The organism is Pseudomonas sp. FSL R10-0399, from assembly GCF_009600165.1.
GTDB lineage: Bacteria > Pseudomonadota > Gammaproteobacteria > Pseudomonadales > Pseudomonadaceae > Aquipseudomonas > Aquipseudomonas helleri.
Window position 1 is genome coordinate 39444 of the sequence record NZ_WIWK01000033.1, and the last position, 14904, is coordinate 54347.

Below are 14904 nucleotides of genomic sequence, written 5' to 3' on the forward strand. Positions count from 1 at the left end.
TAAAGCGCTTCGGCGATAGTAGACGCCTTACTCAAGCCTTTATGGCCCGCAAGTAATTGAATGCACAGAGTCAAGCATTCCCGCCTTTTGGATCCAACCCGCTCGTTGAACTCAATAGGCCGAGAGGCTTAACTTCCAAGTGCGACCTGAATTGTCCACCCTCTGGGGTGAGCACTTAAGTGCGACAGCGCTCATGCGTTAATTAATGACGTTGCCGCCTGCACAGAGTGGTTGATTTAACCTTGACGCTGCTTATAGATATCCGTCTAAAGCTGACTCAAACGTCAGATGTATCAACCTCTCTTGCCGAGTGGTTCACCAGGTTTAATCTTTACTTAATTAGGTAGCACTGTGACGAAAGACGAACTGCGCGCAGAACTTGAGCGTCAGGAACAACGTTACAAGGATGTTTATGGCGGCGAAGTGACCACTTATGCCGCAAAGCCGGAGCCCGAGCGCAAGCCTTGGCGCAAACGTGCAAGCCTGCTGGATCAGGCGTTTTCTCAAGAAATTCAAAAAATTGAGAAAGAACTCAAAGCTGAAGAGTCGTGAATCACCACGGCTGAAATCTGTGTAAAAACGGCTACAACGCCTCCTGCCGCTGCATTGCTCGGAGGCTGACCTTTGCCCGACAAAAGGTCTGCCCAAGCCACCAAACTGTCTGATTACAGAAATTTCACACACTCAAATCAGACCGTCACGTAGGCACAGGCCCTCCCCTCTGAAACGCTTATAGCCTTTGTTATCAGCGGCTTGGAGCTGTTTTTGGGCCTCTGTAAATCGGGGTGTCCTACCGCTTTTTTCATTTATAGATGTTACCGGCGAGCACCAAGTGCATCGATTACCAAGGTTTTCTGGCATAATCCGGCCCCCTTTATGACCGTGTCAGAAAACCTTCATGATCGATCTACTAAGCGGATTGGATGCCTGGGTTCTTATCAGCCTCTTCTTCGCCCTAGCCTTTGTTCTCGCCTTCGAGTTCATTAACGGCTTTCATGACACCGCGAACGCGGTAGCGACTGTCATCTACACCAAAGCCATGCCGCCTCACCTGGCGGTGTTCTTCTCCGGTGTATTCAACTTTCTGGGCGTTCTGCTGGGCGGAGTCGGGGTGGCATACGCCATCGTCCACTTGCTGCCGGTAGAGCTTCTGGTCAACGTGAACACCGGACATGGCCTGGCCATGGTGTTCTCGCTGCTGGCTGCAGCCATTACCTGGAACCTGGGTACGTGGTACTTCGGGATTCCGGCCTCCAGCTCCCACACCCTGATCGGCTCGATCCTCGGTGTCGGCCTGGCCAACGCCCTGATCAACGGCATCCCGGTGAGCGAAGGCGTTAACTGGCAGAAGGCTATTGAGATTGGCGCTTCTTTGGTGTTCTCGCCACTGGCGGGCTTCATCATTGCCGGCCTCATGCTGGTGGGCCTGAAGTGGTGGCGTCCTAACTCCAAGATGCACAAGACCCCAGAAGAACGCCGCAAGCTGGATGATAAAAAGCATCCGCCGTTCTGGAACCGTCTGGTTTTGGTGATTTCTGCCATGACCGTGAGCTTCGTTCACGGCTCCAACGACGGTCAAAAAGGTATTGGCCTGATCATGCTGGTACTGATCGGTATCGTGCCGAGCGCCTTCGTTCTGGACTTGAACAGTAGCACTTACCAGATCGAGCGAACGCGCGACGCGACGCTGCACCTGAGCCAGTTCTATCAGCGTAACCACGAGAGCCTGAACGAATACCTGGCACTGGGCAAAAGCATTAAAAGCGACCTGCCGGGCAAGTTCAGCTGCAATCCGCAGCAAACCGAGCCAACCATTGCCGCTCTGCTGAGCTCACTCAAGGGCGTGACTGACTACCACTCCATGACCTCTGAGCAGCGCATCGAAATTCGTCGCTATTTGCTGTGCCTGGATGACACGGCGAAAAAAGTCAGCAAGCTGCCAGTGCTCGACGCCAGTGAAAAGGCGGATCTCGAAAAACTGCGTAAAGACCTGACCACCACCACTGAATACGCACCGTTCTGGGTGATTCTGGCTGTCGCACTGGCCCTGGGCCTGGGCACCATGGTTGGCTGGAGACGCGTGGTTAAAACCATCGGCGAGAAGATCGGCAAGCAAGGCATGACCTATGCCCAAGGCATGGCCGCTCAGATCACTACCACCATCGCGATTGGCCTGGCCAACGTGTTTGCCCTTCCGGTCTCGACCACGCACATCCTGTCTTCAGGCGTGGCGGGTACCATGGTTGCCAACAAAAGCGGCCTGCAAGGCAACACCATCAAGACCATCCTGATGGCTTGGGTGCTGACCCTGCCGGCCACTGTCGGGCTGTCTGCAGCACTGTTCTGGTTGGCGTCCATCGCCCTCAACTGATCCAGCGCCTGACAAAAAAGGTACGCCCCTCACGGGGCGTACCTTTTTTTATGCGTTTATTACAGGCAAAAAAATAGGCGACCGAAGTCGCCCAAAATGCCTTGCGTGCTCGTGTACCAGAAAGACCCGGCGCTACTTATTGCGCTTCTGGGAGTCTCTCCAGATAAAAAAACCCAGACCTGCGAAGAACAACACCATGAGACCGACCGTCACTACCCCTGCGATAACCACATTGTCGAGAAACATGACGGCCTCCTGCTCGTGTCTGTTTGTATTGGAGCTAGATTAACCACACAGGCAGGCGCATACGTTGACCGGGATCAATAGTGATCACGGCCCGACGAGGCTTGGGAAGAAAAGTTGACCCAGATCAGCTAAAACGCGGTAGATCAGCGCTTTTTAGGTTTCTTTTTCGGCTTTTTCTTGGCATTTGCCAAGGGCATTGCTTGCTCGAATGCCTGGCGCACTTCGTTCAGACGCTTCTCTTTAAGGTCATGCACGCGCTTGGCACGTTCTGCACCCAGGTCAACCAGATTGCTGTCTTGGCTCATAAAAATCAGGTCACTGTCAGAGGCTGTTGGCTAAAAGGGTTCAAGGGACAGCGCAATAATGCGTTGAGGCCGGACAACAGGCCAGAAAAAATCCAGTCATACCTCGATATCAATCCATAAACCCTGACGCTGCGTCCCATCGACCACGCCATCATCGGCAGGCTGATCCGCCTGGACTTCATCGGGCAGCGGCGGCTGCCCCTCATGCTGGCGTTTGTGTTGCTGACGCTGCTGCTCTTCGCGCAATAACAAGGCTGCCTGGTCAGCATCATGGTGTTTGATGTTGACCGTGCTGTCCCCCGAACTGGCCTGGGCAGGCACCACCGCCGGGATTTCAGGTCGCGGGCGTACCGGGTCTTGTTGTGAGGTCACGGGGACAACGCTCAGCGGTAGAATCGGCGGCAGCATGATGGTGTGCTCCTGTTCTGCGTCCGGCTGAAAACCACTCATCGAAAAGCGCCATTGGCTTCTTTTGAGTAGAGCAGCTTTTTGTCAGAGTCCTTTGGACTGAGGACTCTGCTGCGTTAATATACTCGGCTTTTTCAAAGCGGGAGTCAGGCAGCATGGCGCAGCAGTATCAACCGGGGCAACGCTGGATTAGTGACAGCGAAGCTGAGCTAGGCTTAGGCACCGTTCTGGCACAGGACGGTCGCTTGCTGACCGTGCTCTATCCGGCCACTGGCGAAACCCGCCAATATTCGCTGCGTAACGCCCCACTGACGCGCGTGCGTTTCTCGCCGGGCGACACCATCATCCACTTTGAAGGCTGGAAGATGACCGTTCGCGAAGTCGATGACTCCAGCGGTCTGATGGTTTATCACGGTTTCAACGAACAAAACGAGCTGGTGACCCTGCCAGAAACGCAACTGTCGAACTTTATCCAGTTCCGTCTGGCCAGCGACCGCCTGTTCGCCGGGCAAATCGACCCGCTGTCGTGGTTCTCGCTGCGTTACCACACCCTTGAGCACACTAGCCGCCAGTTGCAATCGCCGCTGTGGGGCCTGGGTGGCGTGCGTGCGCAACCTATCGCTCACCAACTGCACATTGCCCGTGAAGTGGCCGACCGTATCGCGCCGCGCGTATTGCTGGCTGACGAAGTGGGCTTGGGTAAAACCATCGAAGCGGGCCTGGTGATTCATCGCCAACTGCTCAGTGGCCGCGCCAGCCGTGTGCTGATCGTGGTTCCGGAAAACCTGCAACACCAGTGGCTGGTCGAAATGCGTCGCCGCTTCAACCTTGAAGTCGCACTGTTTGACGAAGAGCGCTTCATTGAAAGCGATGCCGGCAACCCGTTTGAAGACTGCCAGTTGGCTCTGGTGGCTCTGGAATGGCTGGTTGACGACCCTAAAGCGCAAGCAGCCCTGTTCGACGCAGACTGGGACCTGCTGGTGGTCGACGAAGCTCACCACCTGGTGTGGCACGAAGATCAAGTCAGCCCTGAATACGGTCTGGTCGAGCAACTGGCCGGCGTAATCCCTGGCGTCTTGCTGCTGACCGCGACCCCGGAACAACTGGGTCAGGACAGTCACTTCGCACGTTTGCGCCTGCTCGATCCAAACCGCTTCCACGACTTGGCCGCCTTCCGCGCCGAGAGCGAGAACTATCGCCCGGTCGCTCAGGCGGTACAGGAACTGCTGGATAAAGGCCGCCTGTCCCCTGAAGCGCACACCACCATCCATAACTTCCTGGGTACTGAAGGCGACTCGTTGCTCGCCGCAGTCAACGAAGGCGATACCGAAGCCAGCGCGCGTCTGGTTCGCGAACTGCTCGACCGTCATGGCACTGGCCGCGTTTTGTTCCGTAACACCCGCGCCGCGATCCAGGGCTTCCCCGAGCGCAAACTGCATGCTTACCCGCTGCCGTGCCCGGACGAATACCTCGAACTGCCCATCGGTGATCACGCCGAGCTGTACCCGGAAGTCAGCTTCCAGGCCCAGCCGGACGCCAGCGATGAAGAGCGCTGGTGGCGCTTTGACCCTCGCGTAGAGTGGCTCACCGACACCCTGAAAATGCTCAAGCGCACTAAAGTGCTGGTGATCTGTGCCCACGCCGAAACCGCCATGGATTTGGAAGACGCCCTGCGCGTTCGCTCCGGCATTCCTGCCACGGTCTTCCACGAAGGCATGAACATTCTTGAACGTGACCGCGCAGCTGCTTACTTCGCTGATGAAGAGTTCGGCGCACAAGTGCTGATCTGTTCGGAAATCGGCAGCGAAGGCCGCAACTTCCAGTTCGCCCATCACCTGGTGCTGTTCGACCTGCCGTCCCACCCGGACCTGCTGGAGCAGCGTATCGGCCGTCTGGACCGTATCGGCCAGAAGCACGTCATCGAACTGCACGTGCCGTACCTGGAAACTAGCCCGCAAGAGCGCCTGTTCCAGTGGTATCACGAGGCTCTGAACGCGTTCCTCAACACGTGCCCGACCGGCAACGCCCTGCAACACCAGTTCGGCCCACGCCTGCTGCCGTTGCTTGAAGAAACCGACGACACCCCGTGGCAAGCGCTGATCAACGAAGCCCGCAGCGAGCGCGAGCGCCTGGAGCAAGAACTGCACACCGGTCGTGACCGCCTGCTGGAGCTCAACTCCGGCGGCACAGGTGAAGGCGAAGCCCTGGTAGAAGCGATTCTTGAGCAGGACGACCAGTTCACCCTGCCGATCTACATGGAAACCCTGTTCAATGCGTTCGGCATCGACAGTGAAGACCATTCCGAGAACGCCCTGATTCTCAAGCCGAGCGAGAAAATGCTCGACGCCAGCTTCCCGCTGGGTGACGACGAAGGCGTGACCATCACCTACGACCGCAACCAGGCGCTGTCGCGTGAAGACATGCAGTTCATCACCTGGGAACACCCGATGGTGCAGGGCGGCATGGACTTGGTGCTCTCGGGCTCGATGGGCAATACCGCCGTGGCACTGATCAAAAACAAGGCGCTCAAGCCCGGGACCGTTCTGCTCGAACTGATTTACGTCAGCGAAGCCGTTGCCCCGCGCTCCCTGCAACTGGGCCGCTACCTGCCGCCTGCTGCACTGCGTTGCCTGCTCGATGCCAACGGCAACGACCTGTCCTCGCGCGTGGCCTTCGACACCCTGAATGAACAACTGGAAAGCGTGCCCCGTGCCAGCGCCAACAAGTTCATCCAGGCGCAGCGCGATAACCTGACGCCGAAAATCAATGCCGGCGAAGCCAAGGTTGCGCCACGTCACGCTGAACGTGTAGCCGAAGCGCAACGCCGTCTGGCAGCCGACACAGAAGAAGAACTGGCGCGCCTGACTGCGCTGCAAGCGGTCAACCCGACCGTACGTGACAGCGAGTTGGTTGCCTTGCGTAAACAACGCGAACAAGGGCTGGCCATGCTTGAAAAAGCCGCGCTGCGCCTTGAAGCGATTCGCGTCCTAGTCGCCGGCTAACCCGCATTCTGTAGGAGCGAGCTTGCCTCGCGATCTTTTGATCTTTAAAAGATCGCGAGGCAAGCTCGCTCCTACAGGTTTTCAACCGAAGTTCGCGATTAAAAACTAATTGTTTATTACGAAATGATTAGCATCATATAGCCACCACCCTCCCCCGCCCTATTCCAGCCTCTACACTGAAAGCACGTCAGCACCTGTTGACTGGCAAACCTGGACTCAGTGCCGAGGGCCGCAATGGAATGGTTCGAATGGCAGTTTCTCGGCGCACATGCTGAGCACGGCCTCCAGACACTGCACAGCAGCCACAACCTGTACCTGGTGTTTCTCGCCTGGCTGGTGGCCTGCGCCGCGAGCTTGGCTGCGCTGCATATGGGTGAACGTGCCGCCAATGCAGAAAAAGCCACGGCCAAAACGGTTTGGCGATGGCTGGGCGCAAGCTGCCTGGCAGGCGGTATTTGGGCCATGCACTTCATCAGCATGCTGGCCTTTGAGTCTTCGCTTGAGGTTCATTACAACCTGGGCATCACCATCGGCTCGCTGGTTATCATCTGGGTCAGCGCACTGATTGCCATGCATCTGCTCAATCAGCCCGGCCTTTCGCGCATACCCTTAATGCTCGCAGCGCTGATATTTGGCCTGGGCATCGGCGGCATGCATTACACCGGCATGACCGCCATGCACTCCAACAGCCAGCAACACTACGAATTCATCGGCGTTGCCCTTTCTTTAATCCTGGCTGTGGGTGCCAGTTATTGGGCCTTGCAGATGGCCATAGCCTTGCGCACTACCCACGGCATGGCCCATCAGTTTTTTAAATACGCCATCAGCCTCACCGCGGGCACCGCCATTTTATGCGTCCACTTTATTGGCATGTGGGCACTGCACACGCTATCGCCTGAGGGCGAGATCAACCAGACCCACATTGAAACCAACCACTGGCAAGTCGCCTTAATGGTCGCCATGATCACGCTGTTGTTGATCGGCAGCAGCATCAGTGCGGCCTTGGTCGATAAAAAGCTGCAACAAAAAGAGCACGACCTGGCACGGGTCAATGCCCTGCTCAGCCAGCTTGATGAAGCCCGCATGTCATTGCAGCAAGTGGCGCATTACGACCCGCTGACCAACCTGATCAATCGGCGCGGCTTCAACCAGATCTTTGCTGAAAAACTCGCTGACGCGGCCGCCAAGAACAGCAAACTGGCGGTGCTGTTTCTCGACATCGATCACTTCAAGCGGATCAATGACAGCCTGGGCCACGACGCAGGCGATGAGCTGCTTAAGACCATTGCCAATCAGATCAGAGGCGCCGCCCGCAATCACGGGGATGTGGTGGCGCGATTTGGCGGCGACGAGTTTTGTATTCTGATCGACATCCACGATCGCGACGAAGCGCAAAGCATGGCCAAGCGCATCATGCACACGCTCAAAGAGCCCATCGAGCTGACGGGCAGGCGCATGGTCATGACCACCAGCATTGGCATCAGTGTGTTCCCGGACGACGGCACCAGCAGCATTGAGCTGCTCAAGCACGCGGATCTGGCGCTCTATCAGTCCAAAGGCGGTGGTCGCAACAGCCTGAATTTTTTCAGCCCTAACCTGACCACACGCGCCTCACTCGAGCTGCAAATCGAAGAAGAACTGCGCCAGGCGCTGAATGAAGACACCGGCTTGCTACTGCACTACCAACCCATCATCGACCTCAAGCAAGGGCGAGTCGCCAAACTGGAGGCATTGATCCGCTGGCAGCACCCGGAGCATGGCTTGCTCGGCCCGGACCGTTTTATCAATATTGCTGAGGCCAACGGGCTGATTGCCGAACTGGATCATTGGGTGTTGCGCAGAGCCTGCACCGATCTGGCGACACTTTCACGGCTCGGCTGGCAGCAGCTTGGGGTTGCCGTCAACTGCTCGGCACTCAACCTGGTGCGCGAAGAACTGGCTGAGGACATTGAAAATGCGCTGTATTGCTCCGGGATCGCCCCGCATCGGCTGGAACTTGAAGTCACTGAAAACGCTTTAATGGGCAATATCAGCAATACCTCACAGCTATTAAGGCAGATACGCGCGCTGGGCGTGTCCTTGTCGATTGACGACTTTGGCACCGGCTACTCGTCCCTGGCCTATTTAAAGCGCCTGCCCCTCAATACCCTGAAAATTGATCGTTCGTTTATCCAGGACATCCAAACCTCCAGCCAGGACATGGAAATCGTTCAGGCAATTATCGTCATGGCCCACACACTGCAACTGCAAGTGGTGACCGAAGGTGTCGAGACCACCCAGCAACTCGAGCTTTTAAGCCGCTATGGCTGCGACTTTATCCAGGGTTATCTGATCAGCCGCCCTGTACCGTTTGAAGCGCTGCCCGGCGTGCTGGAACAGCTCAATCAATCTCACCGCTTTGCATCGGGCTACTCGGCGCTTCAACTGTAGTAGCGCATTCGCTACCCATTTAGCAGCTACCCATTTAGCGAAATGCCACAGAACTGACTGTGGCGTTTCTCTACGGCAAGTGGCCACTATTGTGAAACCAGTTACTGGCCTACACACCACCTCGCCCAAATCGCCCCTCTATAAACGCTCCTGTTTGGTGCGTTCAATTAAATTTGTGCCCTTTCCTGGACCATCACCCAAGGCGATACCACCACGGCCCACAGCTCAGGATCTCGCGCATTAACGTCTAGCGCGTGTTCTGTAGTCATCTTTCCAAATACGCCAGAAGCCATCCAGGCCTTGATCTTCTCTGCTTCATCCTGAGTCACGGCAATGGCCGCGTCGATCAAGTCCAGTGCGGGGTCAACCCACAACAAGTCACCTTTGGCGAAGAATGGCAGCAACACCTTCCATTCAATTGTTGAGGTCTCACCAAGCAGCTTGGCATAGAGGGTGCTAGGTTCTTGATTCATGGGATTCACCAGGTAAAAAAATCGGCGCAATGATAGCGCCGCACACCCGGTAGAAAAACCCAAACAGAGGTATGGAAACGAGGAAAGAGTGAAGCGCCAAGGACGAACCTGTTGAGCTGGCAACATCCCGATATAGATCAACAACATAATCCGCCGCCATTCTGTCTCTTTCTTTCGTTTAAGCGACATTTCCTGCTTTTTCTCCCGGTAGCCCGCTATTCAAGCGTTGAACCGGCGCTCTACACTGTACCGGTACAGTTGCAGGGGGGATTGGTCGGGAATTTCGCTCAGAAAAAACCCGGTCCGGCTGCCTTGGCTTCCAGGACTATAAAAATTACAACAGAAGAGTGGAGCACCAATAAAGATGGCTAAGAAGCAGATTACTAAACTGTTTGCCGCTATGGTTTTGGCCGGGGTTGCCAGCCATTCGTTTGCTGCAGACACCATCAAGATCGGTATTGCTGGCCCTAAAACCGGGCCTGTGACCCAGTACGGCGACATGCAGTTCATGGGCGCTAAACAAGCTATCAAAGACATCAACGCCAAAGGCGGCGTCGATGGCAAGCAACTTGAAGCCGTTGAATACGACGATGCCTGCGATCCAAAACAAGCGGTCGCGGTGGCCAACAAAGTGGTCAACGATGGCGTCAAATTCGTTGTAGGCCACTTGTGCTCCAGCTCCACTCAACCGGCTTCGGACATTTACGAAGACGAAGGCATCATCATGATCACCCCGGCTGCCACCAGCCCGGAGATCACTGACCGTGGTTACAAACTGGTATTCCGCACCATCGGTCTGGACAGCGCCCAAGGCCCGGCAGCGGGTAACTACATTGCCAAGTTCGTGAAACCGAAAATCGTTGCTGTCTTGCACGACAAACAGCAATACGGCGAAGGCATCGCGACTGCCGTCAAACAGACGCTTGAACAAGACGGCGTTAAGGTTGCTGTATTTGAAGGTGTTAACGCTGGCGACAAAGACTTCGCGTCCATCATTCAGAAGCTCAAGCAAGCTAACGTCGACTTCGTGTACTACGGCGGCTATCACCCTGAACTGGGCCTGATCCTGCGCCAAGCCAAAGAGAAAGGCCTGAACGCCAAGTTCATGGGCCCTGAAGGCGTGGGCAACGATTCCATCTCGCAAATTGCCCAGGATGCTTCCGAAGGCCTGCTGGTTACCCTGCCAAAATCCTTTGATACAGCCCCGGAAAACAAGGCGATCGCGGATGCCATCAAGGCAGATGGCAAGGACCCTAGCGGCCCGTTCGTGTTCCCGGCTTACTCTGCGGTTGAGCTGATCGCCCAAGGCATCACCGCAGCCAAGAGCGAAGACCCGGCCAAAGTGGCTGAAGCCATCCATGCTGGCACGTTCAAAACTCCTACGGGTGATCTGAGCTACGACGCCAAAGGTGACCTCAAAGACTTCAAATTCGTGGTCTACGAATGGCACTTCGGCAAGCCTAAAACAGAAGTAAGCCCTCAATAAGGGTCGGTTCTTGATCTGACTACAAAGCCCACTGCGCGAACGGTGGGCTTTGTTTTACGGGCCTTAAGCCCACAGAAATTGGGCCGCGCTTTCGTGATCCGAAAGTCTCCCCACCTGAAAATCTTTAAAACCGTCACCAGCGGTTCGCTGGCAAAAGACCTGTGCTCAAACGGCTAAAAAAGCGTACGAAACAGGCCGGAAAATGACTCCACCAGTGAAATGCGTCTCAGGTTTTTAGGAGCTTGTAATGCCTGACATCTATCACTTCTTCCAAATGCTGGTTAACGGCCTCAACGTTGGCAGCACGTATGCCCTGATCGCCATCGGCTATACGATGGTTTACGGCATTATTGGAATGATCAACTTCGCCCATGGCGAGGTGTACATGATTGGTTCCTACATTGCGTTTATCGCCATCGCCGGTCTGACCATGATGGGCCTGGACAGCGTGCCATTGCTGCTGACCGGGGCGTTTATCGCGAGCATCGTAGTAACCAGTTCTTACGGCTACAGCATTGAACGGGTGGCTTACCGTCCCTTGCGTGGCAGTAACCGCTTGATCCCCTTGATCTCTGCCATTGGTATGTCGATCTTCCTGCAAAACATGGTGCTGCTGTCCCAGGACTCAAAAGACAAATCGATTCCTAACCTGATCCCCGGCGGCTTCAGCTTCGGCCCAGGTGGTGCGAGCGAAGTTGTCGTCTCCTACATGCAAATCGTGGTCTTCGTCGTCACTCTGGTGGCCATGCTCGGCCTGACCCTGTTCATCTCCCGTTCACGCCTGGGCCGCGCCTGCCGCGCCTGTGCCGAAGACATGAAGATGGCCAACCTGCTGGGCATCAACACCAACAACGTGATCGCCCTGACCTTCGTGATTGGTGCTGCCCTGGCAGCCGTTGCCGCTGTTCTGATCAGCGTTCAGTACGGTGTCATCAACCCCGGTTCCGGCTTCCTTGTAGGGCTTAAAGCCTTTACAGCAGCGGTATTGGGCGGGATTGGCAGCATTCCCGGCGCGATGCTCGGTGGTCTGGTGCTCGGCGTGGCTGAGGCCTTTGGTGCTGACATTTTCGGCGACCAGTACAAAGACGTCGTGGCATTCAGCCTGCTCGTGTTGGTACTGCTGTTCCGTCCGACCGGCATTCTGGGACGTCCGGAGATTGAAAAAGTATGATCAGGAATCTTAAAGCGGCGCTCTTCAGCGCCCTGTTGGTCTGGGCCGTCGCCTACCCGGTACTCGGCCTGAAACTGACAATCGTCGGGATCAACATTGAAGTTCACCACACCAGCACCTTCACCCTGAGCGTGATTGCGATCTGCTCTTTGCTGATGTTTTTGCGTGTGCTGTTCCACCATCAACTGAGCGCCGCCTGGCGTGCTTCACCGGGCCTGCCGAAAGTCCCTGCCAAGGCAACCAACTTCCTGACCCTGCCCAGCACCCAACGCTGGATCATTCTGGGGCTGGTCGTTGTCGCCTTGATCTGGCCGTTCTATGGCTCACGCGGCGCCGTCGACATCGCCACCCTGATCCTGATCTACGTGATGCTGGGCCTTGGCCTGAACATCGTGGTGGGCCTGGCCGGCCTTCTGGACCTGGGCTATGTGGGGTTCTACGCGGTCGGTGCCTACACCTACGCGCTGCTCGCGCACTACTTCGGCCTGAGCTTCTGGGTGTGCCTGCCATTGGCAGGGTTGATGGCCGCAACCTTTGGTTTCCTGCTGGGGTTCCCGGTGCTGCGCTTGCGCGGTGACTACCTGGCGATCGTGACCTTGGGCTTTGGTGAAATCATCCGTCTGTTCCTGCGTAACCTGACGGACATCACCGGTGGACCGAACGGCATCAGTAACATTCCAAAACCTACTCTTTTTGGCCTCAGCTTCGACCGGACCGCTGCCGAAGGCATGCAAACCTTCCACGAATACTTCGGTATCGCCTACAACTCGATCAACAAGGTCATCTTCCTGTACCTGATCGCGCTGGTGCTGGTGCTGATCGTGCTGTTCGTGATCAACCGTTTGCTGCGTATGCCGATTGGTCGCGCGTGGGAAGCCCTGCGTGAAGACGAAATCGCCTGCCGCGCACTGGGCTTGAATCCGACCATTATCAAACTGTCGGCGTTCACCCTGGGCGCTACCTTTGCCGGTTTCGCAGGTAGCTTCTTTGCCGCTCGCCAAGGTTTGGTGACCCCAGAATCGTTCACCTTCCTTGAGTCGGCGATCATTCTGGCGATCGTGGTACTGGGTGGCATGGGCTCGCAACTGGGCGTGATTCTGGCGGCCGTGGTGATGATCCTGCTGCCAGAAATGATGCGTGAATTCAGTGAGTACCGGATGCTGCTGTTCGGAGCCCTGATGGTTGTGATGATGATCTGGCGGCCACAAGGTCTGCTGCCTATGCAACGTCCTCACCTGGAGCTGCGAAAATGAGCCGCGAGTTACTGAAAGTCAGCGGCCTGAGCATGCGCTTTGGCGGCTTGTTGGCGGTGAATGGCGTAGCCCTGACCGTCCAGGAAAAACAGGTTGTATCGATGATCGGCCCTAACGGCGCCGGCAAAACCACCGTGTTCAACTGCCTGACGGGCTTCTACAAACCGTCTGCGGGCACCATCCTGCTCGATGGCGAGCCGATTCAAGGGCTGTCTGGTCATGAAATCGCCCGCAAAGGCGTGGTGCGCACCTTCCAGAACGTTCGTTTGTTCAAGGACATGACCGCCGTTGAGAACCTGCTGATCGCTCAGCACCGCCACCTCAACACCAACTTCCTGGCCGGTCTGTTCAAGACCCCGGCGTTCCGTAAAAGCGAACGCGAGGCCATGGAATATGCCGCGTACTGGCTGGACAAGGTCAACTTGACCGAGTTCGCCAACCGCCCGGCGGGCACCTTGGCCTATGGGCAGCAACGCCGTCTGGAAATCGCTCGCTGCATGATGACGCGCCCGCGCCTGCTCATGCTCGACGAGCCCGCGGCGGGCCTCAACCCTAAAGAGACCGAAGACCTCAAGATGCTCATCAGCGTATTGCGCAATGAGCACAACGTAACGGTCTTGCTGATTGAACACGACATGAAACTGGTCATGAGCATTTCCGACCATATCGTGGTGATCAATCAGGGCACACCTTTGGCCGACGGGACCCCGGAGCAAATCCGCGACAACCCTGACGTGATCAAAGCCTATTTGGGGGAAGCGTAAATGCTGCAGTTTGAAAACGTCTCGACCTTCTACGGCAAGATCCAGGCGCTGCACAGCGTCAACGTCGAAGTGCGCCAGGGTGAAATCGTGACTTTGATCGGTGCCAACGGTGCCGGTAAATCGACGCTGATGATGACCCTGTGCGGTTCGCCACAAGCCCAAAGCGGCAGTATTCGCTACATGGGTGAAGAGCTGGTGGGCCTGACCTCGGCGCAGATCATGCGCAAAAGCATCGCGGTCGTGCCGGAAGGTCGTCGGGTATTTGCCCGTTTGACCGTAGAAGAGAACATCGCCATGGGCGGGTTCTTTACTGAAAAGCACGATTATCAGGAGCAACTCGACAAGGTTTTGCACCTGTTTCCGCGTCTTAAAGAGCGTTTTACCCAACGCGGCGGCACCATGTCCGGTGGCGAGCAACAGATGCTCGCCATTGGCCGTGCGCTAATGAGCAAACCCAAGCTGCTGCTGCTCGATGAGCCGTCGCTGGGGTTGGCGCCCATCATCATTCAGCAGATTTTCGACATCATCGAACAGCTGCGTGATGAAGGCGTGACCGTGTTCCTGGTTGAGCAAAACGCCAACCAGGCGCTAAAAATTGCTGACCGCGCCTACGTGCTGGAAAACGGCCGGGTGGTCATGCAAGGCACTGGCGAGCAATTGCTCAACGATCCAAAAGTGCGTGACGCGTATCTGGGCGGTTAACCCTGCCTGCTACACAAAACGGCCCTGCGGGGCCGTTTTTTATTGGCCCGCAGATCGCGCTGCGCGCCCTGTAGTCGTTGACGAGCACCGCGAGGCTACGTCCGGCTGCGCAGCAGTCGCAAAACCATGCTCCGCGGTGTGTCCGTTCAACCTTGCATTGAGTATTTACGATCGCTTCGCAATCGGACGTAGCCTCGTAAAACTCGGCAACTGCTGCGGGGGAGTTGGCTGCAAATCGTGGCGGCCCTACGGCTCGCATCGCAGCCTCGTGCCTCGTCAGCGACTACAAGATC

At 56.4% G+C, this 14904-nt stretch carries 14 protein-coding genes; 10 read left to right on the top strand and 4 right to left on the bottom strand.

Annotation, left to right across the window (positions count from 1 at the left end; translation table 11 throughout):
- Positions 1-351: 351 nt before the first annotated feature.
- Both GHO41_RS12105 and GHO41_RS12110 read left to right on the top strand, forming a co-directional pair.
- Positions 352-552: a hypothetical protein gene (locus GHO41_RS12105; RefSeq protein ID WP_048369479.1), complete on the top strand. Its 201-nt coding sequence runs from the start codon at positions 352-354 to the stop codon at positions 550-552.
- A gap of 346 nt (positions 553-898) precedes the next feature.
- A complete protein-coding gene (locus GHO41_RS12110; protein ID WP_048369477.1) occupies positions 899-2371 on the top strand; it encodes an inorganic phosphate transporter in 1473 nt (490 codons plus the stop codon).
- A 132-nt stretch (positions 2372-2503) separates the two neighbouring features.
- On the opposite strand, the gene ccoM is transcribed toward GHO41_RS12110, so the two are convergent.
- The 3 genes from ccoM to GHO41_RS12115 form a co-directional block, all read right to left on the bottom strand.
- Positions 2504-2617, bottom strand: a complete 114-nt coding sequence (gene ccoM, locus GHO41_RS30560; protein ID WP_048369476.1) for a cytochrome c oxidase subunit CcoM — start codon at positions 2615-2617, stop codon at positions 2504-2506.
- 143 nt (positions 2618-2760) lie between these two features.
- Positions 2761-2922 (bottom strand): hypothetical protein, encoded by a 162-nt coding sequence (locus GHO41_RS29805; RefSeq protein ID WP_088500241.1) that lies wholly within the window; start codon positions 2920-2922, stop codon positions 2761-2763.
- A 96-nt stretch (positions 2923-3018) separates the two neighbouring features.
- A complete protein-coding gene (locus tag GHO41_RS12115) occupies positions 3019-3330 on the bottom strand; it encodes a hypothetical protein (RefSeq protein ID WP_048369861.1) in 312 nt (103 codons plus the stop codon).
- Between the two features lie 155 nt (positions 3331-3485).
- Between GHO41_RS12115 and rapA the strand changes: the two genes are divergently transcribed.
- Both rapA and GHO41_RS12125 read left to right on the top strand, forming a co-directional pair.
- Positions 3486-6332, top strand: a complete 2847-nt coding sequence (gene rapA, locus GHO41_RS12120; RefSeq protein ID WP_153433713.1) for an RNA polymerase-associated protein RapA — start codon at positions 3486-3488, stop codon at positions 6330-6332.
- Positions 6333-6566: 234 nt separating this feature from the next.
- The gene (locus tag GHO41_RS12125) at positions 6567-8762 is read left to right on the top strand and encodes a bifunctional diguanylate cyclase/phosphodiesterase (protein ID WP_048369472.1); all 2196 of its coding nucleotides are present in this window, start codon (positions 6567-6569) and stop codon (positions 8760-8762) included.
- Between the two features lie 167 nt (positions 8763-8929).
- Here GHO41_RS12125 and GHO41_RS12130 read toward each other — a convergent pair whose 3' ends face one another.
- On the bottom strand, positions 8930-9235 hold the full coding sequence (locus tag GHO41_RS12130; protein WP_048369860.1) for a DUF2288 domain-containing protein: 306 nt from the start codon (positions 9233-9235) through the stop codon (positions 8930-8932).
- A 111-nt stretch (positions 9236-9346) separates the two neighbouring features.
- On the opposite strand from GHO41_RS12130, the gene GHO41_RS12135 reads away from it, so the two are divergent.
- The 6 genes from GHO41_RS12135 to GHO41_RS12160 all read left to right on the top strand — a co-directional run bounded on the left by GHO41_RS12135 (position 9347) and on the right by GHO41_RS12160 (position 14611).
- Positions 9347-9607: a hypothetical protein gene (locus tag GHO41_RS12135; protein WP_153332395.1), complete on the top strand. Its 261-nt coding sequence runs from the start codon at positions 9347-9349 to the stop codon at positions 9605-9607.
- Positions 9594-10721 (top strand): branched-chain amino acid ABC transporter substrate-binding protein, encoded by a 1128-nt coding sequence (locus GHO41_RS12140; RefSeq protein ID WP_371928907.1) that lies wholly within the window; start codon positions 9594-9596, stop codon positions 10719-10721. The genes GHO41_RS12135 and GHO41_RS12140 overlap by 14 nt, the downstream gene beginning before the upstream one ends.
- A 247-nt stretch (positions 10722-10968) precedes the next feature.
- On the top strand, positions 10969-11892 hold the full coding sequence (livH, locus tag GHO41_RS12145) for a high-affinity branched-chain amino acid ABC transporter permease LivH (protein WP_123751934.1): 924 nt from the start codon (positions 10969-10971) through the stop codon (positions 11890-11892).
- A complete protein-coding gene (locus GHO41_RS12150) occupies positions 11889-13145 on the top strand; it encodes a high-affinity branched-chain amino acid ABC transporter permease LivM (RefSeq protein WP_048369466.1) in 1257 nt (418 codons plus the stop codon). The genes livH and GHO41_RS12150 overlap by 4 nt, the downstream gene beginning before the upstream one ends.
- Positions 13142-13909 carry a high-affinity branched-chain amino acid ABC transporter ATP-binding protein LivG gene (livG, locus tag GHO41_RS12155; RefSeq protein WP_123751932.1) on the top strand — a complete coding sequence of 256 codons (768 nt, stop codon included), beginning with the start codon at positions 13142-13144 and terminating at the stop codon, positions 13907-13909. The genes GHO41_RS12150 and livG overlap by 4 nt, the downstream gene beginning before the upstream one ends.
- The gene (locus GHO41_RS12160) at positions 13910-14611 is read left to right on the top strand and encodes an ABC transporter ATP-binding protein (protein ID WP_153433715.1); all 702 of its coding nucleotides are present in this window, start codon (positions 13910-13912) and stop codon (positions 14609-14611) included.
- Positions 14612-14904 lie beyond the last annotated feature (293 nt).

Bases quoted from the DNA above. Each gene is read 5' to 3' on its own strand.
- GHO41_RS29805 (WP_088500241.1), bottom strand. From the start codon at position 2,922: ATGAGCCAAGACAGCAATCTGGTTGACCTGGGTGCAGAACGTGCCAAG.
- GHO41_RS12130 (WP_048369860.1), bottom strand. From the start codon at position 9,235: ATGAATCAAGAACCTAGCACCCTCTATGCCAAGCTGCTTGGTGAGACC.
- ccoM (WP_048369476.1), bottom strand. From the start codon at position 2,617: ATGTTTCTCGACAATGTGGTTATCGCAGGGGTAGTGACGGTCGGTCTC.
- GHO41_RS12160 (WP_153433715.1), top strand. From the start codon at position 13,910: ATGCTGCAGTTTGAAAACGTCTCGACCTTCTACGGCAAGATCCAGGCG.
- GHO41_RS12110 (WP_048369477.1), top strand. From the start codon at position 899: ATGATCGATCTACTAAGCGGATTGGATGCCTGGGTTCTTATCAGCCTC.
- rapA (WP_153433713.1), top strand. From the start codon at position 3,486: ATGGCGCAGCAGTATCAACCGGGGCAACGCTGGATTAGTGACAGCGAA.
- livG (WP_123751932.1), top strand. From the start codon at position 13,142: ATGAGCCGCGAGTTACTGAAAGTCAGCGGCCTGAGCATGCGCTTTGGC.
- GHO41_RS12150 (WP_048369466.1), top strand. From the start codon at position 11,889: ATGATCAGGAATCTTAAAGCGGCGCTCTTCAGCGCCCTGTTGGTCTGG.
- GHO41_RS12115 (WP_048369861.1), bottom strand. From the start codon at position 3,330: ATGCTGCCGCCGATTCTACCGCTGAGCGTTGTCCCCGTGACCTCACAA.
- GHO41_RS12125 (WP_048369472.1), top strand. From the start codon at position 6,567: ATGGAATGGTTCGAATGGCAGTTTCTCGGCGCACATGCTGAGCACGGC.
- livH (WP_123751934.1), top strand. From the start codon at position 10,969: ATGCCTGACATCTATCACTTCTTCCAAATGCTGGTTAACGGCCTCAAC.